We start from the raw sequence: 22,107 nt of genomic DNA, 5'->3' as shown, positions 1-22,107 counted from the left end.
ATCGTACGGGTGGAGATTGCGGTGCTCGGGACGGTTGAGCTGCGCTCCGGCACCGGAGACTCGGTGCCGGTGGCGGGCGCCCGCCTGCGTACCCTCCTGCTTCTTCTTGCCCTCGACGCCAACCGGGTGGTCACCGCCGGGCGTCTCATCGACGGGGTCTGGGATGACGAGCCGCCGCAGGCGGCCGGGAATGCGCTGCAAGCGCTGGTCTCCCGCCTGCGCCGCACCGCCCCGGAGCTCACCGTCGAGGCCGCCGCGAACGGCTACCGCCTGGTCATCGACGCCGAGAACATCGACGTAAATAGATTCATAAAGCTGGCCCAAGACAGCCCCGAAGAAGCCCTCAAGCTGTGGCGCGGCGACCTCGATTTCCCCGAGGTGGCGCGGGGTGACGCCCGGCGCCTGGAGGAGCTGCGGCTGAATGCGCTGCGCCGCAAGCTGGCCGCCCAGCCCGACGCCGTCCCCGAGCTGGAGGGTCTGGTAGCCCAGCACCCGCTGGACGAGCCGCTGGCGGCGCTGCTGATGCGGGCGCTGCGCGACCAGGGCAACCCGGGCCGAGCGCTGGAGGTCTTCGAAACCGTAAGAAAACGGCTGGCCGACCAGCTCGGCACCGATCCCTCCCCGGAGCTGGCCGAACTCCACCTGGACCTGCTCCGGGCCGCCCCGAAGGGCAATCTGCCGGCCGAGGTGAGCAGCTTCGTCGGCCGGGAGAACGACGTGAAGGCGGTCTGCGCGCTGCTCGCGAACCACCGCCTGGTCACCCTGCTGGGGCCGGGCGGCAACGGCAAGACCCGGCTGTCGGTCGAGGTCGGCTCGCGGGTGCCGGGTGAGGTGTGGCGGGTCGAGCTGGCGCCGGTGACCGACCCGGCCGAGGTGCCGCATGCCGTGCAGACCGCGTTGCGGCTGCGCGGGCAGGTGCTGATCGGGCCGACAAGGCCGGGCCCGGCCCTGTCGGCTAGCGAACGGCTGGCCGAGGCGCTGGCCGGCCGGGAGATGCTGCTGATCCTGGACAACTGCGAGCATCTGATCGGGGCGGCCGCCGAGCTGGCCGACACCCTGCTGCGGGCCGCGCCGGGGCTGCGGCTGCTGACCACCAGCCGGGAACCGCTGGCGATTCCGGGCGAACGACTTCATCCGGTCGAGCCGCTGGCTCTCCCCCCGGTGGGTGCGGATGCCGCGACGGCGATGGCTTTCCCGGCCGTACGCCTTCTGCTGGATCGCGCCCCCGCGACCCTGCTCACCAGCGACAACGTCGAGCCGGTGAGCCGGATCTGCCGGGCCCTGGACGGTATGCCGCTGGCGATCGAGCTGGCCGCGGCCCGCTTGCGTACGCTCCCCGTCACCGTGCTGGCCGACCGCCTGGCCGACCGGTTCCGCCTGCTCACCGGCGGTAGCCGGACCGCACTCCCCCGGCACCAGACGCTGCGGGCCGTGGTCGATTGGAGCTGGGATCTGCTCGGCGAAGCCGAGCGGCGGCTGTGGCGCCGGTTTGCGATGTTCCACGGCGGCGCCGATGTGGCCGCGGCCGAGCAGGTCTGCGACGCCGATCCCGACCTGATCGGCGCGCTGGTGGACAAATCCCTGCTGGTGCTGGGCCCGGACGGCCGCTACCGGATGCTGGAGACGATCCGGGAGTACGGGCTGGAACGGCTGGCCGAGGCGGGCGAGAGCGAGTCCCAGCGGATGGCCCTGGCCGGCTGGTTGCTGGCGCTGGCCACCGCGGCCGAGCCCCGGCTGCGCACCGCCGACCAGCTGGTCTGGTTGCGCCGGATCTCCGACGAGCACGACAACTTCCACGCCTCCACCCGGGCCGCGATCGACGCCGGCGACAAGGCCACCGCGGCCGCGTTCGTGGCCCGGCTGGGCTGGTACTGGTGGTTGCGCGGGCACCGGATGGAGGGCGCGGGCCTGTCCGCCGAGGTGGCCGCCATGACCGGCGAGGCCGACCGGGAGGACGTGGCGCTCACCCACACGTTCGCGTCGATCAACGGGCTGGAGGGTGCCCTGTCGATCGAGGCGGTGCAGGAGCATTTCCGGCTGGCCGAGGCGAGCGGCGCCGGGCCGGACGCCGCACATCCGGCGTTGCGGCTGCTGCGGCCGCTGGCCGCCATCTTCGACAACTTCGATCCGGAGTCCGGGTTCCGCGCGGTCGAGCCGCTGTTCGAGGACCCGGATCCGTGGCTGCGGGCCTCGGCCAAGATGATCGTGGGCCATCTGCGGCTGAACTTCGGGTACAGCGGTGAGTCGGTGATCGCCGAGATGCGGGACGCCCTGGCCGGGTTCCGGTCGGTCGGCGAGCGCTGGGGCATCGGTTTCACGCTGAGCGCGCTCGGCGACCTGGTCTCCGCCGACGGCGACTTCGCCCAGGGGGTGCGGTTGCAGCGGGAGGCGATGGCGCTGGTCCGCGAGGTCGGCATCCGGGAGGACCTGCCGCAGCTGGAGGTGAAGATGGCCCACCAGCTGTATTTGGCGGGCGAACACGACGAGGCGCGGCGGGTGCTGAAGCAGTCCTGGGAGGAGGCCGAGGAGATCGGCCTGCCCGACGTGCTGGCCTCGGTGCAGTACGGCTACGCCACCATCGCCCGGCTGGAGGGCGATCTGGAGGTGGCCCGGGAGATGATCGGGCGGTCGGCCGAGATGCTGTCGAACCCGTCGTTCGCCCCGCAGTTCGGGTCGATGACCCGCAGCACCCAGGGCCTGATCGAGGCCGCGGCCGGCAACCTGGAGCTGGCCGGCCGCTACCACGCGGAGGCGGTGCGGATCGCGGTCGACGCCCGGGACGCCCCGGTGATCGCGATGGCGGTGATCGGGCTGGCTGACCTCGCCATGCGCACGGGTGATCCGGACCGGGCCGCGTTCCTGCTGGGCGCGGCCGACGCGGTGCGCGGCGGGCGGGACCGGACGGTGCCGGACACCGAGCGGATCACGTTCGAGGCCCGCGCCGCACTGGGCGACGCGGGCTACGAGACGGCCTACCGGCGGGCGGCCGGGATCACCCCGGCCGAGGTGAAAGACCTGCTAGACCCGGCGGCGGAAGGCCCAGACGGACAGCGGTCCGAAGGCGACGAGCAGGATCGCCGCCCAGATCAGTGACTGGGTGACCGGGGTGGCGACCGGGCCGCCGTTGAGCAGCCCGCGCACCGCGTCGGCCAGGATCGAAACCGGATTGACCTTGACCCAGGCCTGCAGCCAGCCGGGCATGGTGGCGGTCGGCGCGAACGCGTTGCTGGCGAAGGTGAGCGGGAACAGCAGCACGAACCCGAAGATCTGCACCTTCTCCGGCTCGCTGACCAGCATCGCCACCAGCACCGACATCCAGGACGTGGCGAACGCGAAGACCAGCAGCAGGGCGTACATGACGATTACCTCGGCCGGGCCGGTGGCGATCCGGAAACCGAGGATGGTGCCGACCACCAGCAGCAGGGTGACCGCCCAGGCCTGCTTGATCACGTCGGCCACGATCCGGCCGGCCAGCGGCGACCAGCGGGAGATCGGCAGCGACCGGAGCCGGTCGAAGACGCCCTTGTTGATGTCGGTGTTCAGGCCGACGCCGGTGTTCAGGGTGGCGAACAGCAGGTTCTGCACGATGATGCCGGGCAGGCCGAACGTCAGATAGTCCCCGGTGGAGCCGGAGATGGCACCGCCGAAGACGTAGGTGAACAGCACCAGGAACATGATCGGCTGGACACTGAAGTCGAGCAGCTCGAACGGGTTGTGCTTGATCTGCACGAGGGTGCGCCAGGCGAGCGTGCCGGTGTTGCGCACGGCCACGATCGGGCTGACCCGGGCTTCCACGGTGGCGGTCATGATTCCTCCGTGGTGTGGCCGGTCAGGGTCAGGAAAACCTCGTCGAGGCTGGGGCTGCGCAGCGCGAGCTCGCTGACCGCGAGGCCGCTCTCGTCGAGCCGCCGCACCAGCTTGGCCAGCGACGTCGGGTCGGTGACCGGGGCGCTGATGATCGGGCCGCGGACGTCGACCGGGCCGGCCGCGATGCTGCCGACCAGGGCGGCAACGGCATCAAGATCAAATTCCAAGGCCGGGCGTACGGTGACCGTCTGCGCTCCGGTGCGCGACTTGAGCTCGTCCGATGTACCGGTGGCGATGACCAGGCCGTGGTCGATCACCACGATCTCGTCGGCCAGTTGGTCGGCCTCGTCCAGGTACTGCGTGGTGAGCAGCACGGTGACGCCGTCCCGGACCAGCTCGCGGATGATGTCCCACATGTCGTTGCGGCTGCGCGGGTCGAGGCCGGTGGTCGGCTCGTCCAGGAAGAGCAGTCGCGGGTTGCCGACCAGGCTGGCGGCCAGGTCGAGGCGGCGCCGCATGCCGCCGGAGTATTTGCCGGCCGCGCGGTCGGCGGCGTCGTCCAGGTGGAATTTGCCGAGCAGTTCGTGGGCGCGGGCCCGGGCGTCGCGCCGGGACAGGCCGAGCAGCCGGCCGATGAGCAGCAGATTTTCCACCCCGGTCAGGGTTTCGTCGACCGAGGCGTACTGGCCGGTGAGGCCGATCAGGGTGCGGACCTGATGGGCCTGGCGGACCACGTCGTACCCACCGACGGTGGCGTGCCCGGCATCGGGCCGGATCAGAGTGGCCAGCACGCGGACCGCGGTGGTCTTGCCGGCACCGTTCGGGCCCAGCAGGCCGAGGACGGTCCCCTCGCGTACGGCAAGATCGACGCCGCCGAGGGCGATCGTCTCGCCGAAGCGTTTGACCAGCCCCTCGGCGACAATGGCATTAGTCATGAGGGCAGCGTGCCCCGAGCCGCTGACATGGCGCTGACATTTTCAGCCGCGCCATGTCAGCGACTGTTCAGAGCAGACGACCGAGGCGGAAGAACTGCGTCTCGCCGGTGGCGTCGTCGATGGCGTCGTTGTCGGTCACCGCGTACGTCTGGTGGTTTCCGGCGATCGCGAGGCCCTCGAGCTTGTCCTGCACCCAGCCATGGTCCGACTTGAGTAGCGGCAGCATGTCCTTGACCAGGCGCTTCTGGACCGTCGGGAAGCCGGTCCACTCAGCCGGGACGTCGAACTCGTAGATCTTCTTGAGCGACGCCTGCGGGCCGCGCTGGTTGTCCCGCTCGATCACGGCGAACGTGTTGCCGTCGACCGCGACGATCTCCGACAGCCCGGCCCAGCCGAGCGGCACCGCGTCGACCGGGTAACCCAGCCACGCCCACTCGCCGGTCTTCGTGTTGTAGCGGCCGATCCGGTTGACGGTCTGCGGGTCGGTCTTGAGCGATCGCTGGATCGCCACCCACACGTGGTCACCGACCTCGGCCACGCCCTCGAAACCGTTGGTGGTGACGGCGGCCGCGATCTCGGCGGGCAACGCGATCTCCTGCTGTACAGCACCCTTTGCGTCGAGCCGGACCAGCAGGTTCGGCTTGGTGGCCGACCCTTCCGACGCGATCCAGTAGCCGCCGGCCTTGCGGGCCACCAGCCCTTCGGCGTCGTACCCGACCGGTTTGCCGTCCTTGGTCACCGCGAGCTGCTTGAAGATCTTGGCGGGCGACGAGGCGGTGTCGATCGACAGGATCCGGGTCGGGACATACGCCGCGTCGGTCGAGGCCACCAGCTGCGACGGCCTACCCGGCACGGCCGACAGCGAGGAGAGCGTGCCCCACGGGATCAGGTCCTTCGACACGATCGACGGGAACTGGTCGTGCCCGAGCCGGTAGATGTTGACCGCCCCGCGCAGGTTGACCGACGCGTCCTCGGTCTCGCTGGACACAATGACCAGGCCGCGGGACGGCACCGCGACGACACCCTCGGGCCCGGCCGCGGTCGGCAGGATCTGGGTGAAGCGCGGCTTACGCGGGTTGGACACGTCGTAGACGGCGGTGAAGTTGCCCCGCTCGGCGTTGACGAAGACGTAGGGGACGCCGTTGATCCGGGCATACGCGACGTTCTCCGGCTCGATGCCCTTGGCGTCCGAGCGCCCATCCGGGTAGAGGCCGTACTGCACGGCGATGTGCTCGAGCGAGTTGCCCGCGTCCCAGACAATTTTGCCTTCGCGGGAGACGATGGTCCAGCCGCGCGAGCCGCCCTCGTAGTCACCCTCGTTGGCGCTGGCGAACAGGTCGTCGCTGATCCAGGCGACCCCGTCCGGCTCCCGCTTCGCGGTGATGGTCCCGTCCAGGACGATCTGGTCGTCGTCCTTGGTGTCCACCCCGGACACCGTGACGGAGCCCGCGGAAAAGTCCCGCACGACGCGGCGAGAAGCCAGCGAAACAACCGCGAAGTGGTTGTTCTCCTGCAGCGACACCACAGCCTCGTCACGCGAGTTGATGCTCACATACTCGGGCTCGGGGTCGGTCGGCGCCACCGCCGCGAGGCCGCTGAGGGAGACCGCGGAGGCCTTCCAAGTGCGAGTGTCGATCACCGACAGATAACCGGCCGGCGCCTGCGGAAGAGCACCGTCGTTAAGGTCCTCGTCCCGCTCGTTCTCGATCGCCACCGCGATGTACCGGCCGCTCGGCGCCACCGCCACCGAGTCCGGCTGGCCGCCCAGGTCGATCTCGCGCACCACCGTGCGGGTGCGGTCGTCGATCACCACCAGCTTGCCGGACGGGGAGACGAAGCTGGCCCCGGTGTTGACCCCGGCCAGCAGCAGGTGGCCGAGGTGCGCGACCGACGTGGGCTCGCCACCCACCGCCAGGGTGCCGCCCGGCTTTGGCTTGGCCGGGTCGGTGATGTCGACGAAGCCGAGGCGCTTGCCCGGGCTGTCGGTGTAGACGACCGTCCGGCCGTCCTCGGTCACCGTGGAGATCTCCGCGGCGGCCGTGTCACCGATCGACGAGTTCAGATATGCAGGGAACGTGGCGACACGCTGAAATTCGGTGCGGCCGTGCGCGTCGGCGGAGGACGGAACCGCGACCGCGAGGCCGATCAGGGAAAGAGCCGAGACAGTGGGGCGTAAACGCATGCCCTCTGCCTATGCGACTACCCTGTCCGGTTCCTTGACGACGGACGAACGCCTGGTGCCGATGGGTGTCCAGATCAACAGGGCCAGGCTGAAATAGACATACAGATTGCCTCCGATGAGCTCCAGCGGTGGCCGCGGCCGCTTCTCCCACAGCCAGGTGAGCCGGGACGTCATGACTACGTAGGCGGCACCGGCCAGATAGAGCGGCCGGCGCTCCCGGCCCACCGCCGACCATCCGGTGTCGACACAGCGCACCAGCGCCGGAATCAACCAGACACAGTGGTGGATCCAGGTCACCGGGCTGATCAGGCAGCCGACGATGCCGGTGAGCGCCAGCCCGCCGATGACGTCCTCCCGGGCCCGGACGATGCGCCAGGCCCAGAACGCCAGGGTGAGCAGCACGCAGGCCAGCCACACCTTCGACTCGACCCGGTCGATCGGCAGCCGGGCCAGGAAGCCGCGCTCGGACTGGTTGGACAGGAAGGACAGCACGCCGACCCGGTTGGTGTCCCACAGCGCCGACGTCCAGAACTCCCGGGTCTCGTCCGGGAAGACCGCCCCGGCCACCAGCGTCGCGCCGGCGGCGGTGCCGGCCGCGGTGGCCGCGTCCCGCCACCGCCGGGTGACAAGCAGGTAGACGATGAAGATGCCCGGGGTCAGCTTGATCGCGGTGGCCAGCCCGATCCCGACGCCGGCCCACCGGCGCCCCTTGGCCACCCCGAACAGCATGTCGCCGGCCACCAGGGTGAGCAGCAGCGTGTTGACCTGACCGAAGGTGATCGTCTCGCGGACCGGCTCGAACGAGAGCGCCAGGCAGATCGCCACCCCCAGCGCGAACCAGCGCGGCTGTCCCATCCGCGCGATCAGCGGCCCGGCCAGCCAGTACATCAGCAGCGCGGTGGTGAGCACGGTGGCGATCACCGCGGTCACCACGACGGCCCCGAACGGCAGCACCGACATCGGCGACATGACCAGCCCGGCGAAGGGCGGATAGGTGAAGCCGTACGGCGTGTCCGGCCGCAGCCAGTCGTAGACCATGCCGCCGTCACCGTTGAACCAGTACTGGATCGCGCCGTAGTAGACCTTCGAGTCGAAGTACCCGTTACGGGTCTCGGCGAGATAGTTGATCACCAGCGTGACCAGGCCCAGCAGGCTGAGGATCAGAACTTTTAACCGCATGAATCGCCTTAAAACCGAGATAGCCGAGGAGGACGGTCATCGCGACGGCCCCCTGAGTCTTGACCGCGAGAGCAAGGTTGTAACCGTCCGGCAGGCACAACGCCGAGGCCACCGCCGCCGGCGCGACAAGCCACCGGGTCTCCTCCCGCACGGTCACCGCGAGCAGGGCCAGGGCCCAGGTCAAATACCAGGGATGAAAAACCGGCGAGAGTACGACGGTGGCCGCCATCGCCAACCCGGTGTTCCGCCAGACGTCGCCGCCGCGCAGCGCCCGCCACCACAGCCAGACCAGCACCGCCGCGAGCAGCACGATCCCGGCCACCCGGGTGACCGGCACCGCGTTGATTCCGAACAGCCCGATGGTCATGCCGACGGCGGTAGGCGGCGAGGTCCACTGCACCGACACCCCGCTACCGGTGAGCCCGGTGATCCACCCGAATCCGCGCCCGGACACCAGCGACACCACCGCCAGCGCCGCGACCACCCCACCCAGCAGCGCCGCCGCGGGCCGCCACTTCCGGGGCGCGAACACGAGCAGCACCGCGAAGGGCACCACCACCACGGCCGTCGCCTTGACCCCGATCGCCAGCCCGAACAGGACGCCGGCCAGCAGCGGCCGACGAGCAGCGGCCAGCGCCAGGCCGGCCAGGATCAGGCCGACCATGACCGCGTCGTTGTGGGCGCCGGAGACCAGGTGGATCGGGACCAGCGGGCAGGCCAGCGCCAGCCACACCGCGCGCTTCAGCGGCACGCCGGTGTGCCGGGTGAGCGCGGGAAGTGACACCGCGATCAGCAGCACGCCCAGCACCGCCACGATCCGCAACCCCGCGACGGTCGCGGTGAGTGATCCGCCGCCGACCTTGGCCGCCAGGCCGGCCAGGAGCAGAAACACCGGGCCGTACGGCGCCGGGCTGTCGGTCCAGGTAGGCGCGACGGCGTCGGCCCAGGGACAACCCAGAAGATCGACCCCGCCGGCGTACGGGTCGAGCCCGGCCGACTGCTGCCACCCCTGACACGCGTACGAGTAGACGTCGTAACTGCCCAGCGGAAGAAACGGCAGCAGCGGCAGCACCCACAGCCCCGCCGTCAGGTAGGCCCAGCGAGCCGACGGCACCACCCGGCGTCCCGCCCACCAGGCCCAGATCAGCAGGGTGATCCCGGCCAGCCACGACACCGGCAGCAGCACACCGTCATCGCCCGCGACGATCGTGCCCGGCGTGATGGTCGGCGCCCACGGACGGTTCGCGCCACCGAGATAGGCGGACACGGCGAGCAACAGACTGCCGGCGAACCCCGCGTATCGGACCTGGGCGGGGCTGGGCATGGCGTGCACCCTACCGTGACGCGCTGCAACCTTTCGGCAGCCCGGTAGGGTCGGGCGGGTGTTGACCCGGCATCGGCTCGAGTGGGGCACCGCCGGGATCGCGGCGGTGCTCGGTGCCGTCTACCTCCTGCTCCCGCCGATGGGCTCGGACCTGTCGGCCCAGGTGGCCCGGGCCGAGTTCTTCGCCGCCCACGGTTACACCCCGATCGACCTCCGGTGGTACGCCGGTGTGGACCAGCTCGGCTACAGCCTGACCTCACAGCCCGTGATGGCTCTGCTCGGCGTACGGGTAACCGGGGTCCTGTCGTTGATCTTCGCGGCCACCCTGCTGGCCGTGCTGTTCCGGCGCACCGGCGCCCCGCGTCCGTGGCTGGGCGCGCTGGCCGGCACGGTTTGCGTGGCCGGAAACCTGGCGAGCGGCCGGGTCACGTACGGCCTCGGGGTCGTCTTCGGTCTTGCCGCGCTGACCCTGCTCACCGCGCCCCGGCTGCGTTTTCTCGCCGCCCTGGCGGCGGTCCTGGCCGGCGCGACAAGTCCCGTTGCCGGCCTGTTCCTCGGCCTGGCCGGCGCCGCCCTGCTGCTCTCCGGCCGGGTGGTCAACGGTCTGCTGGTGGCGGTGCCGGCCGCGGTGCCGCTGGCGCTGAGCGCGCTGTGGTTCGGCGACGGTGGCTGGATGAACATCAGCCACACCGACACGCTGAAGGCGGTGGTGGCGAGCCTGGTCGTGGCCCTGCTGGTGCCGCATCGCGCGGTCCGGATCGGCGGCGTCCTGTCGGCGCTGGGCGTGCTGGCGGCGGCGCTGATCCACACCCCGGTGGGCCTGAACGCGACCCGCCTGTCGGTGATGTTCACCCTGCCGCTGCTGGCCGCGTATGCCGCCGAGCCCGGCCGCCGGGAGCCGACCGGCGTGCACGAGAGTGCCGGCCGGCCGCCGGCGCCGCTCTGGGCGGTGCTCCCGCTGCTGGCCCTGGCCTGCTGGTGGCAGCCCCCGGTGGTGACCGGCGACGTGCGCGACATCGGCAATCCCACCGCTTCGCAGTCCTACTTCACTCCCCTGCGATCCCGCCTGAGCCAGGAGACGCTGACCGGCCGGGTGGAGATCCCACCGACCCGCGACTACTGGGAGTCAGCGCATCTCGGTGACGTGCCGCTGGCCCGCGGTTGGCTGCGCCAGGCCGACATCGACCGCAACCCGCTGTTCTTCGCCGACATCCCCGGCACGACGGGCACCGGCGTAGCCCTGACCGCCGACAGCTACCGCACCTGGCTGGCCGACACCGCGGTGCAGTTCGTAGCCGTCCCCGACGCCGACCTGACCTGGTCGGGCCGCCCGGAGGCGGCCCTGGTAACCGGCGGCCTGCCCTACCTGACCGAAATCTGGCAGGACGCCCACTGGCACCTCTACCGAGTGGCCGATCCGCAGCCGATCGTGGCCCCGCCGGCCACCCTGGTCAGCCAGACCGCCACCTCGGTGACGTTCCTGGCCGAGCGCCCCGGCAACCTGGTGATCCGGGTCCGGCACTACCGCTGGCTGAAGGCGTCCGGCGGCGCCGTCGTCTCCAAGAGCGGCCCATGGACCCTGGTCCGAGTCCCCGAAGCCGGCCAATACACCCTGACCAGCTAGTCGAGCGACTCAATGACCGGCTTGCGGTGGTGCTGGTAGATCACCGAGCTGCGGAAGCCGACGATCTCACGGCGCCCGGTGAACTTGTCCATCAGGAACGAGTGCAGCGCGTCCACGCTCGGCACCGCCACGTGCACCAGGAAGTCGTCGCCGCCCGCCACCACGAACACCGACAGGACCTCGGGCAGCCCGGTCACGTACGCCTTGAAACCCTCGATCACGTCCCGGCTCATCGGCCGGAGCTGCACATGCAGGAAGGCCTGCACGTGCCGGTTGAGCGCGGCCAGGCTGATCTCCGCGTGATAGCCGGTGAGCACCCCTCGATCCCGCAGCAGCCGCACCCGCTCGAGACAGGTCGACGGCGCGATCCCGACCGCCCGCGCGAGGTCGCGGTTGGTCTGCCGGGCGTTGCGCTGCAGTTCCCGCACGATCGCCGAATCAACGTCGTCCACGGCCGCTTCTTTCCCCCACTGACCGAACTTCGTTCGGCCGAACCCGGTTTACCTCAGCCAGTCGCTTAGCTTTCGCTCACTACTTCAAGCAACTGTACGGAGGAAAGCGATGTTCTCGCATGAGCGGGTAATCGTGCGCCGCGGCCCGGAGTCCGGCCTGCCCATCGTCGTGGCCGTCCACTCCACCGCCCGAGGCCAGGCAATAGGTGGCTGCCGCCTGGCCACCTACCCCCACTGGCAGGACGCCCTGGCCGACGCTCTACGCCTGTCCGCCGCAATGACCGACAAGTGCGCCCTGGCCGCCCTCCCCAACGGCGGCGGCAAAACGGTGATCGCCCTGCCCCCAGCCGGCGGGACCGCTGCGGAGCCGCTGGGCGCCGCGACCAGTCCGGCCGCTGGGATCGACCCGGAGTTGCGGCGTGCTGCCCTGCGGGACGCCGGGCTGACGATCGCCGAACTCGGCGGTGTCTATGCGACCGGACCGGACGTCGGCACCGGCCCGGACGACATGGCCACCATCGGCGAACGCACCGAGCACGTCTTCTGCCGCCCGACCGAAAACGGCGGCAGCGGCGACTCCTCCCGCGCCACCGCGATCGGCACGGTCGCCGCCCTGAAAGCGGTCTGCGCCGCCCTCTTCGGCTCGCCCGATCTGTCCGGCCGCAGCTTCGCGGTTCTCGGCCTGGGCCGGGTCGGCGCCCACGTCGCCCGCCTGCTGGCCGACGCCGACGCCCGCCTGGTCGTGAGCGACCTCGACGAGTCGAAGCGATCCGTGATCCCCGGCGCCACCTGGACAAACCCGGCCGATTGTCGGCGCGCTCAGGTGGACGTCCTGGTCCCGGCCGCTCTCGGCGGCCTGCTCACCCCGGCGAGCGTCGCGGAACTGCGCTGCCGAGCGATCGCCGGCCCGGCCAACAACCAGCTCGACGCGCCATCAACCGCCGCCCGGCTGCACGAGCGCGGCATCCTCTGGGCCCCCGACCCGGTGGTAAGCGCCGGCGGCATCATCCACGCCACCGGCGTCGAGCTGCGCCACGAGTCCGAGGCCGAGGCCCTAGCCCGGGTGGAGACCATCGGCGACACCCTGACCAGGCTCCTCCGGTCAGCCGCAGCCGAGGGCGCATCCCCAGCCGAGATGGCCGCCCGATCAATCAAGATCTGAACGCCACCGCCCCACGCCGGACCCCGCCAACAAGCCCCGGAGGAACAAGATGGCCGAGCGGATGCTGCGGCAGCACCGCGACCTTGACGGAGCAGATGCTGCGGGCGGGCCGCGATCTTGAGCAACGGATGCTGCGGGCGGGGCCGCGGACCGAGGACGGCACACCGCAACACCCAGGCAGGACCCGGTATACGGGAAACACGGCTGCCGGGCCTGAATCTGATTCCTCAGAGGATCTAAAGTGCGCTGCGTGTTCACGGGGCTGGACGATCTCGACTGGGCCGCGATGCGGCATGCCTACGGCACCGCCGAGGAGGTGCCCGACCTGCTACGCGGGCTGCTCGATCCGGATCCGGCCACCCGCGAGGTAGCGCTCGACGCGATGTACGGCGCCGTCCACCACCAGGGTTCCGTCTACGACTCCACGGTGGCCGCGATCCCGTTCCTGCTGGAGGCATTGCGGACGCCGGGCCTGCCGGGCCGGGCCGGCATCGCCAAATTCCTGGCAAGCGTGGTGGAAAGCTGCAGCCCGGCCGAGGCGGAAGGCCTCGGCCCGGCCAAAGCGGAAGGACCCGGCCCAGCCGACGCGGAAGGCCACGGCCCGGCCAAGGCGGAAGAGCCTGGCCCAGCCGAGGCGGAGGAGCGCGGCACAGCCGAGGCGGAAGGCTTGGGTGCGGCGGGCGACGCGGTCGCGGTGGCTCGGGCTGCGCTTCGGTCGATCGTGCGGGCGGCGCCCGGGTTGATCGGGCTGGTCTCGGACCCGGATCCGCAGGTGCGGGCGGCCGTTTCCCCGCTGCTGGCGCTGCACCGCGACGGCGTCGCCGCGCTGATCGAACGGGCCGCGGCCGAGACCGACCCGGAGGCCCGCAACGGCATGATCGAAGGGCTCGGCCGCAGCGCCGACCCGGTCGTGGCCGAGCACCTGATCGGCGTGGCGGCCGAGGCTCCGCTGGCGTCGGTGTCGGTGGCCGCGCTGATCGCGGCCGCGCACATCGCCCCGGAGCGGGTCCCCACCGGCGGCGTCGTGGATCTGCTGAAACGCGCGTATGCCGAGGGGGCCGAGCCCGCCGAACCGGCCGGGTTCGAGACCGACACCCTGATCGGGGCGATCCGGGTCCGGCGGGAGCGGGATGACCAGGGGCGGCGGAACCCCAATGTGGCCCGCTCGATCGACGGTTTTGCCCGGCTGCTCGGGCCGCGGGTGGCCGAGCGGACCGCGATCCTCACCGAGCTGCTGCGCGATCCGCACCCGGACATCGTGCAGGACGCGCTGTTCGGCGCCGGGCACCTGATCGAGCGGTGGCGCGGCGACTACCGGGAACTGATCCAGCTGGTCGCCGCCCAACTGCCGAACCCGTGGGCCGAACGCGGACTGGACCACTGGGTCCCGCTCTGCGCCCCGGCCGCCGACGCCCTGGCCGCGCACCTCGCGCGGGGCGACGGCCTGGTCCACCACCAGATCGGGCCGCCGAGCCTGTCCCCGGCCCTGTCCGCGCTGATCAGCCTGGGCGACGAGCGGGCGTTCGAGCCGCTTGTCGCGATCGTCGAGCGGGCCGAGCGCCCGAGCGGCGCGGTCCAGCGGTTGCGGCGGTTCCCGCAGCACGCCGAGCGCATCCTGGACCTGCTCCTCGCGTCGGACGCCGCACCGGACGACCTGGCGACCGCGCTGGGCACCTGTGGCGCCGCGGCCCGGCCGGCGGTGCCGCGCATTCTCTCGGCACCGGTGCGGAGCTGGAACGTGCAGGCTCTCGCCCAGATCGGCGGCGACCAGGCGATCGACGCGCTGCGGACCGTCCTGCGCGGCGCGGACGTGCCGTCCGCCGTGGCCGCGGCCGGGGAGCTGGCCCGGCTGGAGTCCAGTTCGGAGGCGATCGAGGTGCTGGGTGCCCACCTCAAGGAGCCGGGCACGCTGCCCAAGGTCGCGGCGGTCGGCCCGGCCGCGGCGAGTCTGCTGCCGAAGATCCGGCGGCTGCTTAAGTCCCCGGACAAGACCCGCTGGACGTCGGTCAACGCGGCGATCGCGGTCTGGCGGCTCGCCGGCGACGCCGAATTGGCCACCCCGGCGCTGGTCGCGGGCTGGCAAGCAAACGAACACACCCGCCGCCGGATCGCCGAGCAGGCGGCCGGCATCCCCGCCCTGACCCCGCTGTTCGAGGCCGAGCTGGCGTCGGTGAAAAGGGCCGGCACCGACGAGTTCAGCTTCTCGACCTCGCAGGTGGCCGACGACGAGAAACTTCAGGACTCCATGACGCGTTCCATCGCGGCCCGGGAGCGACGGGTCAGCCGCAGGTAGCGGTCGACGAACTCGCCCGGGTCGCCGCCGCCGAGCAGCTGCACGGTGCCGGCCAGTTCGACGCCGTGCCTCGGCAGCTGGTCGGTGGGGCGGCCGCGCACCAGGGTCAGCGCGTTACGCACCTGGGCGGCCAGGGTCCAGCCGGCCGCCATCGCGGCCGCGTCGACCTTGTCGACAAGCTTCGCCTTCACCGCGGCGTTCAGCGCCTCCAGGGTGCGCGTCATCCGCAGCGCGGGCAGCGCGTACGCGTGCCGCAGCTGCAACAGCTGCACCGCCCACTCCACGTCGGACAGCCCGCCCCGGCCCAGCTTGGTGTGCGTGTTCGGGTCGGCGCCGCGGGGCATCCGCTCGGTCTCCACCCGGGCCTTGATCCGCCGGATCTCGGTGACCTGCTCGCGGCTGAGCCCGCCGGACGGGTAGCGCATGGTGTCGGCGAGCTGTTCGAACTCGCGGCCCAGCGACTCGTCGCCGCAGACGAACCGGGCCCGCAGCAGCGCCTGCGCCTCCCACACCCGCGACCAGCGGGCATAGTACTGCTGGTAGGCGCCGAGGCTGCGGACCAGCGGCCCCTGCCGGCCCTCGGGGCGCAGGTCGGCGTCGACGCCGAGCGGTGGGTCGGGGGCGGGCGCGGCGAGCATCCGGCGCAGCTCCTCGGCGACGGCGTGCGCGGCCGAGCTCGCCTCGCTGTCGGGACAGTCCACACAGTCATAGACGAACAGCACATCGGCGTCGGACGGGTAGCTCATCTCGTACCCGCCGAGCCGGCCCATCCCGATGATCGCGAAGCGCATCCCGTACGGCCCGGGTTTGGCCTGCCGGGCCACCTGCAGCGCGGCGTTCAGGGTGGCGTCGGTGACGTCGGACAGGGCGATGCCGAGCTTGTCGACGTCGATCGGCTGGGCCGGCGCGAGGTCACCGGCCTTGCTGAGGATGTCGGCGCTGGCCAGCCGGAACAGTTCACGCCGGCGCAGCGCGCGGACCGCGACGGTGGCCTTGACCGGGTCGTCGTAGTGCCGTTCGGCGGCCGACGCGAAGCCGACCATCAGCGATTCCCGGCTGCGCGGCAGCAGTTCGGCGTCGTCGGCGAGCAGGCGCAGCGCTTCCGGGTCGCGGGTCAGCAGGTCGGTCGCGTACCGGGAGAGGCTCAGCACCCGGGCCAGCCGGCGGGCCACCGGGCCGCCGTCGCGCAGCAGCCGCAAATACCACGGCGTGCTGCCCAGCTTGTCGGACACGTGCCGGTAGCTGAGCAGGCCGCGGTCGGGTTCGGGGGCGTCGGCGAACTCCTGCAGCAGCATCGGCAGCAGGGTGCGCTGGATCGCCGCGGTGCGGGTCACCCCGCCGGTGAGGGCCTGCAGGTGCCGGATCGCGGCGGCCGGGTCGGCGAAGCCGAGGATGGTGAGCCGCTTGGCGGCCGACTCGGAGGTCATCCGCAGCGCCTCGGCCGGCACCCGGGCCACCGCTTCCAGCAGCGGCCGGTAGAGCAGTTTCACGTGCAGGCGGCGGACCTGCGCGGCGTGGCCGACCCAGTCGGAGCGGAACGCCTCGACCGCTGCCCGGCCGGGCAGCGCGGTGTAGCCGAGCGAGGCCGCGAGCCAGCGCAGTCCGGCCGGATCGTCCGGCACGGTATGCGTACGCCGCAGCTGTTGAAGTTGCAGTCGGTGTTCGACGCCGCGCAGGAAGCGGTAGCCGCGCAGCAGCGTCTCGCCGTCCTCCCGGCCCACGTAGCCGCCGGCCACCAGGGCGCGCAGCGCCGGCAGGGTGCCGCCGCTGCGCAGCGTCTCGTCGATCCGGCCGTGCACGAGCTGGAGCAGCTGCACCGCGAACTCGATGTCGCGCAGGCCGCCCGGCCCGCGCTTGATCTCCCGGTCCTGCTGGCCGGGCGGGAGGTTGTCGATGATCTTGCGGCGCATGTCGCGCACGTCGGCGACCGCCTCGGGCCGCTCGGCCGCGTGCCACACCAGCGGCGCGAGATCGTCGATCCACTCCTGCGCCAGGACCAGGTCGCCGGCCGCCGGCCGCGCCTTGAGCAGCGCCTGGAACTCCCAGGTGCGGGCCCACCGCCGGTAGTAGGCCTGGTGGCTGGCGAGCGTGCGGACCAGCGGGCCGCGGCTGCCCTCGGGGCGCAGCGCGGCGTCGACCGGCCAGGCCACCTGGCCGCCGATCTCGATCAGCCGGGCCGCCACGGTGGTGCCCGCGCTCAGATCTTCGTCGCCGGCGGCGACGAAGATGACATCCACGTCGGAGACGTAATTGAGCTCGTTACCGCCGCATTTGCCCATCGCGACAACGGCAAGACGCGGTTCGGTCGCGCTTTGCGGCAGGCCGGCCACCGCGATGTCGTACGCCGTGGAAAGCGTCTCGTCGGCCAGGCGGGACAGCGCCGCCATGGTCGGTTCCAGGCCCCGCCCGCCGGTGAGGTCGGCCGCCGCGATCCGGAGAAGCTGGATCCGGTACGCCCGCCGCAGCTCCGGCACGGTCGGTTCGCCCTCGAGCTCCAGGTGCCCCTCGGCGCTCGGTGGCAGCCCGGTCTTGCCGGTGGCCAGGACCTGCCAGTCATCGGGGTTGGCGACCAGGTGATCGCCGAGCGCGGAGGACGCGCCGAGCACCGCGACCAGTCGCCGCCGCAGGCCGTGGTCGCGGTAGACGGCCTCGAACAGCGCGCCGGTCGCCTCGTTGGTGCTGATCTCGCCGCCCGGACCGGTGGCCGGCCCGCCGTTGGCCCGGTCGGCGGCCCGGCCGGCCGCGTCGACGAGCCGGTGCAGCTGGCGCAGCGCGAGATTGGGGTCGGCGGCCCGGGACAGCGAGTGGATCAGCTCGGCCGCGTCGGTGCCGGTCGGGTTCTGCGCCTCGGCGTCCCACAGCCGCAGGCCGGTCGGCCCGAGCAGGTCGGCGGCGCGGGCACCGTTGTCGGCGAAGCCGTACCGGGCGAGCCGGCTGGGCCGCGTCATGTCAGTGTCCTAGCAGTGGCAGGGTGCGGCCGGTGCCCGGGTTGGGTATGTCGGCGTCCGGCAGCGTGCCCAGCGCGAGCGAGGCGAACCGGGCCGCGAACGGCTGCCACACCTCCTCGACGTCGGCCAGGATCTCGGCGACCGCGTAGACCACCGCCTCGGCGTCGTAGCCGAGCTCGTCGAGGGTGGCCGCGTCGCTCGCGGCCCACTTCTCGATCATCTCGACGTCGCACTCGATGTGGAACTGCACCGCCCAGGCCCGGTCGCCGAGCCGGAACGCCTGGTTGGGGTAGCGGCTCGAGGCGGCCAGCAGCACCGCCTTGAGCGGCAGCTCGGTGATCTCGTCGCGGTGCCACTGGATCACGTCGGGGAGCAGCGTCACCCACTTGAACAGCGGGTCGGTGTCGGCCGCGTCGCGCTTGCCGACCAGGCCGGGCCCGATCTCGGGGCCGGACGTGCTGCGCTCGACCAGGCCGCCGTGCGCCTGGGTCAGCAGCTGGGCGCCGAGACAGACCGCGAGGGTGGGCACCCGGTTGCGGACCGCCTTGCGCAGCAGGCCCTCCAGCTGCGGGAACCACGGCGCTCCGGGGGTGCCGTCGGGCGCCGCGTAAGCGTTCTGGTCACCGCCCATCACCACCAGCGCGAGGTAGTCGTCGAGCGTCTCGGGCAGGGCGTCCCCGGCGTGCGGCCGGAGCACGGTCAGCTCGAGGCCGGCCTCGGTCAGCCAGTCCCCCAGCCGGCGCGCGTCGTCGGACGGGTCGTTCTCGATGACAAGTGCGGTTCCCACGCCCCGAGGCTAGTCCCACGTTCGCCCGGAAACACCGACAGGAGGTTGTCGCCACCGCCGGTGAGGGTGGAACCCATCAGCTTTCAGCGAGAGGGAGCAACGCGATGTCCGCAACCAACCAGGTCGACTGGTTCCAGATCGGCACCGACCAGCCCGCCGTGGCCGAGCGTTTCTACGGCGACGTGTTCGGCTGGAGCTTCGGCAACGACGACGACTCGCCCGGCTATCGCCTGGTCAGCACGGACGGCACCGGCCGGCCGGGCGGCGGCCTGGCCGACACCTCGGGCGAAGGCCCGGGCCAGCACGCCGTCTTCTTCGTCCGGGTGGCCGACACCGCCGAGACCTGCCGTCAGGCCGAGGCGGCCGGCGGCAAGATCCTGGTCGCGCCGCGCGACGGTGGTGGCGGCCTGGTCTTCGCCCACGTGCTCGACCCGGCCGGCAACCGGGTCGGCGTCTACACCCCCGCCGACCACTAGACCAGGCTGAGCGCGCTCGCCTCGCCCGGCACCCGGAGGTCGTCCATCAGGTCGCGCTGGGGCGCCTCCTCGGCGGTCACCACGACGGACGCGATCCGGTCGGTGCGGAAGACCCGCACCGACCGGCGCAGCCGGCACCAGGCCACCAGGTACCAATACGTGGGCATGCCGACGAAGGCGAGCGGCTCGATCTCGCGCTCCGAGCCCACGCCGGTCTTGTCGGCATAGCGGATGCGCAGCACCCGCCGGATCGACAGCGCGTCGGCCAGCAGGCGCGGCATCTCGGCCGCGGGCGGCTGCGCGACCAGGCGCACCCGGCCGGCCAGCAGCCGGGCCCGGGCCACGTCGTCGGCGTGCATGGCGGCGACGAGCTTGCGCAGCGCGGCCGCCGCGGCCCCGTGGAACGGCGAGCCGGTCAGCCCGTGCAACCCGACCGCCATCGCCACCGCCTCGCTCGGGGTGAAGTTGACCGGCGGCAGCGTGTGCTGCTTGTCGAGGCAGTAGCCGCCGGTGCGGCCCGGCTCGGCGTAGACCGGCGTGCCGGACTGCTGCAGCGCCGAGATGTCCCGCTCGACGGTGCGCACGCTCACCTCGAACCGCTCGGCCAGCCAGCGCGCGCTGCGCGGCCGCGGCGAGATCGCGCGCAGCTCCTCGACGAGGGCGTAGAGACGGTCAGTCCGATTCACGCTGGCACCGTACGGCGTGGGTACGACAAAATGCCGCCATGTCCGAGCCCACCCCCGCCGTACGGGTGTCGACGTTGGAATTGTTCTTCGACCTCGTCTTCGTTTTCACCATCACCCAGCTGTCCGAGACGCTGGCCGAACAGATGACCTTCGGCACGCTCGGCAACGTGCTGCTGATCCTGGCCCTGGTCTGGTGGATGTACTCGGGTTACGCCTGGCTGACCAACGCGGTGGCGCCCAACTCGACGACCCGGCGCACCCTGCTGCTGACCGGCATGGCCGGGTTCCTGGTGATGGCGCTGGCCGCCCCGGAGGCCTTCGGCGAGTACGGCTGGCTGTTCGGGGTCAGCTATCTCGTGGTCAACGTGGTGCACTCGGCTCTCTTCCGCACCGCCGGCCCGGGCGCGCGCGACGCCATGAAGATCCTCACCCCGCTGAACATCGTGGCCGCGCTGCTGGTGCTGGGCGGCAGCCTGGTCGACGAGCCGTGGCGGCACCTGCTCTGGGTGCTCGCCCCGATTCTGCAGATCGCCGGCGGTTACCTGCACAAGGCCGAGATGCACACGATCGCAGCCGGCCACTTCGCCGAGCGGCACGGCCTGGTCGTGATCATCGCGATCGGCGAGTCGATCCTCTCCATCGGCGCCGGCTTCCACGGCGTGCACCTGGGCGGCGGCGCGGTGCTGACCGCGGTGCTGGCTCTCTGCGTCGCCTACTACCTGTGGTGGTTCTACTTCGCCGGGGACGACGCCCGGGCCGCCCAGGCACTGGCCGCGGTGGCCGAGCCGGCCCGCCGCGCCCGGCTGGCCCTGAACGCGTGGGGTTACGCCCACTACCCGATCCTGCTGGGCATCCTGATCACCGCGGTCGGCATCAAGAAGACGGTCGGGCACGCGTTCGAGGGCATGCACTGGGAGCAGGCCGTCACGCTCAGCGGCGGCGTCGCGATCTACCTGCTCGGCCACGCGGGTTTCCTGGCCCTGCTGCACCTGCGCGGCGTCTACCACCGGCTGGTCACGGCCGCGGTGGTCCTGGCCGTGATCCCGCTGGGCCACCTGGTGGCGATCGCTCAGCTGGGCGCCGTGGTGGTCATCATGATCGCCGCCGCCATCATCGAGGACGTCCCCGAGATGCGCCGCACCGGCGGCACGGCAATCAGCGATTTCGGGCGCACCGGAGGGTGAGCGGCGCGACTGCCCGGACCACCCGCGAAGGCCGGCCGGCCCGGCCGACGGGCCCGCCCGGATGGCGGCGGCAGGGAGGGTGAGTGGGCACTGCCCGGCCCGAAAACCACGGGACCGGGCAATGCCGTACTCAAAAGGGTTTGGTCGTCAGCGCGACCCGACCACCTAGAAAGTGTGTTCCGCGGTGGGGAATTCGCCGCCGCGGACCTCGGCGGCGAATTGCCGCGTGGCCTCGCCGAGGGCGCCGGCCAGATCCGCGTATTGCTTGACGAAGCGCGGCATCTTTCCGGTGCGCAAGCCGGCCATGTCCTGCCAGACCAGCACCTGCGCGTCGGTGTCGGGGCCGGCGCCGATGCCCACGGTGGGGATCGGCAGTTCCTTGGTGACGGTCTTGGCTACCTCGCCGGGGACCATCTCCAGGACCACCGCGAACGCGCCCGCGTCGGTCACCGCGCGGGCGTCGGCCAGCACCTCGGCGCCCTCGTTCTCGCGGCCCTGGACGCGGTATCCGCCCAGCGTGTGCTCGCTCTGCGGGGTGAAGCCGATGTGTGCCATCACCGGGATGCCGGCGCCGGTCAGCGCCTCGATCTGCGGGGCCACCCGGCGGCCGCCCTCGAGCTTGACGGCGTGCGCGCCGCCCTCCTTCATGAACCGGACGGCGGTGCGCAGGGCCTGGGTGGGGCCCTCCTCGTAGCTGCCGAACGGCATGTCGGCGACGACCAGCGCGGTCTTGGTGGCCCGCACGACCGCCCGGACCAGCGGGAGCAGCTCGTCGACGGTGATCGGCAGGGTGGTCTCGTGGCCGAACACGTTGTTGGCGGCGGAGTCGCCGACCAGCAGGACCGGTACGCCGTTCTGGTCGAAGATCGACGCGGTGTACTGGTCGTAGGCGGTCAGCATCGGCCAGCGGTCGCCGCGGGACTTGGCGGCGATGAGATCACGGGTGCGCACGCGTCGCGTGGCCGGCCCGCCATACAGGGTGGGAATCTCCTGCATTGCCTTCTCCTTCCCTCGAGGCCGCTCGGCTGCGGTCCCCGGGTGCCGCAATGGTGGCACCCGGGAAGGGCC

Annotated in this window: 16 protein-coding genes; 6 read left to right on the top strand and 10 right to left on the bottom strand. The window is 71.8% G+C overall.

Features of this window, described 5'->3' with window-relative positions; translation table 11 throughout:
- Positions 1-9 precede the first annotated feature (9 nt).
- The gene (locus Ate02nite_RS18810; RefSeq protein ID WP_203807246.1) at positions 10-3,093 is read left to right on the top strand and encodes an ATP-binding protein; all 3,084 of its coding nucleotides are present in this window, start codon (positions 10-12) and stop codon (positions 3,091-3,093) included.
- On the opposite strand, the gene Ate02nite_RS18805 is transcribed toward Ate02nite_RS18810, so the two are convergent.
- From Ate02nite_RS18805 to mptB, 5 genes are all read right to left on the bottom strand, one after another.
- Entirely contained in the window at positions 3,019-3,807 is a 789-nt protein-coding gene (locus Ate02nite_RS18805; protein ID WP_203807244.1) for an ABC transporter permease, read from the bottom strand. The genes Ate02nite_RS18810 and Ate02nite_RS18805 overlap by 75 nt on opposite strands.
- Entirely contained in the window at positions 3,804-4,742 is a 939-nt protein-coding gene (locus tag Ate02nite_RS18800; RefSeq protein ID WP_203807242.1) for an ATP-binding cassette domain-containing protein, read from the bottom strand. The genes Ate02nite_RS18805 and Ate02nite_RS18800 overlap by 4 nt, the downstream gene beginning before the upstream one ends.
- A 67-nt stretch (positions 4,743-4,809) precedes the next feature.
- Positions 4,810-6,924, bottom strand: a complete 2,115-nt coding sequence (locus tag Ate02nite_RS18795) for an esterase-like activity of phytase family protein (protein WP_203807240.1) — start codon at positions 6,922-6,924, stop codon at positions 4,810-4,812.
- 9 nt (positions 6,925-6,933) lie between these two features.
- Positions 6,934-8,103 carry a glycosyltransferase 87 family protein gene (locus Ate02nite_RS18790; RefSeq protein ID WP_203807238.1) on the bottom strand — a complete coding sequence of 390 codons (1,170 nt, stop codon included), beginning with the start codon at positions 8,101-8,103 and terminating at the stop codon, positions 6,934-6,936.
- Positions 8,027-9,427 (bottom strand): polyprenol phosphomannose-dependent alpha 1,6 mannosyltransferase MptB, encoded by a 1,401-nt coding sequence (gene mptB / locus Ate02nite_RS18785; RefSeq protein ID WP_203807236.1) that lies wholly within the window; start codon positions 9,425-9,427, stop codon positions 8,027-8,029. Before mptB ends, Ate02nite_RS18790 begins: the two co-directional genes overlap by 77 nt.
- A gap of 139 nt (positions 9,428-9,566) precedes the next feature.
- On the opposite strand from mptB, the gene Ate02nite_RS18780 reads away from it, so the two are divergent.
- Positions 9,567-11,051 carry a hypothetical protein gene (locus Ate02nite_RS18780; protein WP_239147515.1) on the top strand — a complete coding sequence of 495 codons (1,485 nt, stop codon included), beginning with the start codon at positions 9,567-9,569 and terminating at the stop codon, positions 11,049-11,051.
- On the opposite strand, the gene Ate02nite_RS18775 is transcribed toward Ate02nite_RS18780, so the two are convergent.
- Positions 11,048-11,503 (bottom strand): Lrp/AsnC family transcriptional regulator, encoded by a 456-nt coding sequence (locus Ate02nite_RS18775; protein WP_203807232.1) that lies wholly within the window; start codon positions 11,501-11,503, stop codon positions 11,048-11,050. The genes Ate02nite_RS18780 and Ate02nite_RS18775 overlap by 4 nt on opposite strands.
- A 109-nt stretch (positions 11,504-11,612) precedes the next feature.
- Here Ate02nite_RS18775 and Ate02nite_RS18770 point away from each other — a divergent pair, with 109 nt between their 5' ends.
- Together Ate02nite_RS18770 and Ate02nite_RS18765 are read left to right on the top strand one after the other, a co-directional pair.
- Positions 11,613-12,665 carry a Glu/Leu/Phe/Val dehydrogenase dimerization domain-containing protein gene (locus Ate02nite_RS18770; RefSeq protein ID WP_203807230.1) on the top strand — a complete coding sequence of 351 codons (1,053 nt, stop codon included), beginning with the start codon at positions 11,613-11,615 and terminating at the stop codon, positions 12,663-12,665.
- A gap of 250 nt (positions 12,666-12,915) precedes the next feature.
- Positions 12,916-14,958, top strand: coding sequence for a hypothetical protein (locus Ate02nite_RS18765; protein WP_203807228.1), 2,043 nt, complete (start codon positions 12,916-12,918; stop codon positions 14,956-14,958).
- On the opposite strand, the gene Ate02nite_RS18760 is transcribed toward Ate02nite_RS18765, so the two are convergent.
- Together Ate02nite_RS18760 and Ate02nite_RS18755 are read right to left on the bottom strand one after the other, a co-directional pair.
- The gene (locus Ate02nite_RS18760) at positions 14,901-17,906 is read right to left on the bottom strand and encodes a bifunctional [glutamine synthetase] adenylyltransferase/[glutamine synthetase]-adenylyl-L-tyrosine phosphorylase (RefSeq protein ID WP_203807226.1); all 3,006 of its coding nucleotides are present in this window, start codon (positions 17,904-17,906) and stop codon (positions 14,901-14,903) included. The two genes, Ate02nite_RS18765 and Ate02nite_RS18760, sit on opposite strands and share 58 nt — an antisense overlap.
- A 1-nt stretch (position 17,907) precedes the next feature.
- The gene (locus tag Ate02nite_RS18755; RefSeq protein WP_203807224.1) at positions 17,908-18,693 is read right to left on the bottom strand and encodes a type 1 glutamine amidotransferase; all 786 of its coding nucleotides are present in this window, start codon (positions 18,691-18,693) and stop codon (positions 17,908-17,910) included.
- Positions 18,694-18,797: 104 nt separating this feature from the next.
- Between Ate02nite_RS18755 and Ate02nite_RS18750 the strand changes: the two genes are divergently transcribed.
- Positions 18,798-19,169, top strand: coding sequence for a VOC family protein (locus Ate02nite_RS18750; protein ID WP_203807223.1), 372 nt, complete (start codon positions 18,798-18,800; stop codon positions 19,167-19,169).
- Here the strand turns inward: Ate02nite_RS18750 and Ate02nite_RS18745 are convergent.
- Complete coding sequence (locus tag Ate02nite_RS18745; RefSeq protein WP_203807221.1) at positions 19,166-19,855, bottom strand: helix-turn-helix transcriptional regulator; 690 nt, start codon at positions 19,853-19,855, stop codon at positions 19,166-19,168. The two genes, Ate02nite_RS18750 and Ate02nite_RS18745, sit on opposite strands and share 4 nt — an antisense overlap.
- A gap of 38 nt (positions 19,856-19,893) precedes the next feature.
- Between Ate02nite_RS18745 and Ate02nite_RS18740 the strand changes: the two genes are divergently transcribed.
- Positions 19,894-21,039, top strand: a complete 1,146-nt coding sequence (locus tag Ate02nite_RS18740; protein WP_203807219.1) for a low temperature requirement protein A — start codon at positions 19,894-19,896, stop codon at positions 21,037-21,039.
- Positions 21,040-21,204: 165 nt separating this feature from the next.
- On the opposite strand, the gene panB is transcribed toward Ate02nite_RS18740, so the two are convergent.
- The gene (gene panB / locus Ate02nite_RS18735) at positions 21,205-22,035 is read right to left on the bottom strand and encodes a 3-methyl-2-oxobutanoate hydroxymethyltransferase (RefSeq protein ID WP_203807217.1); all 831 of its coding nucleotides are present in this window, start codon (positions 22,033-22,035) and stop codon (positions 21,205-21,207) included.
- Positions 22,036-22,107: the final 72 nt, after the last annotated feature.

Source organism: Paractinoplanes tereljensis (genome assembly GCF_016862435.1).
GTDB classification, from domain to species: Bacteria; Actinomycetota; Actinomycetes; order Mycobacteriales; family Micromonosporaceae; genus Actinoplanes; species Actinoplanes tereljensis.
This window is presented reverse-complemented; position numbering and strand designations above follow the sequence as displayed.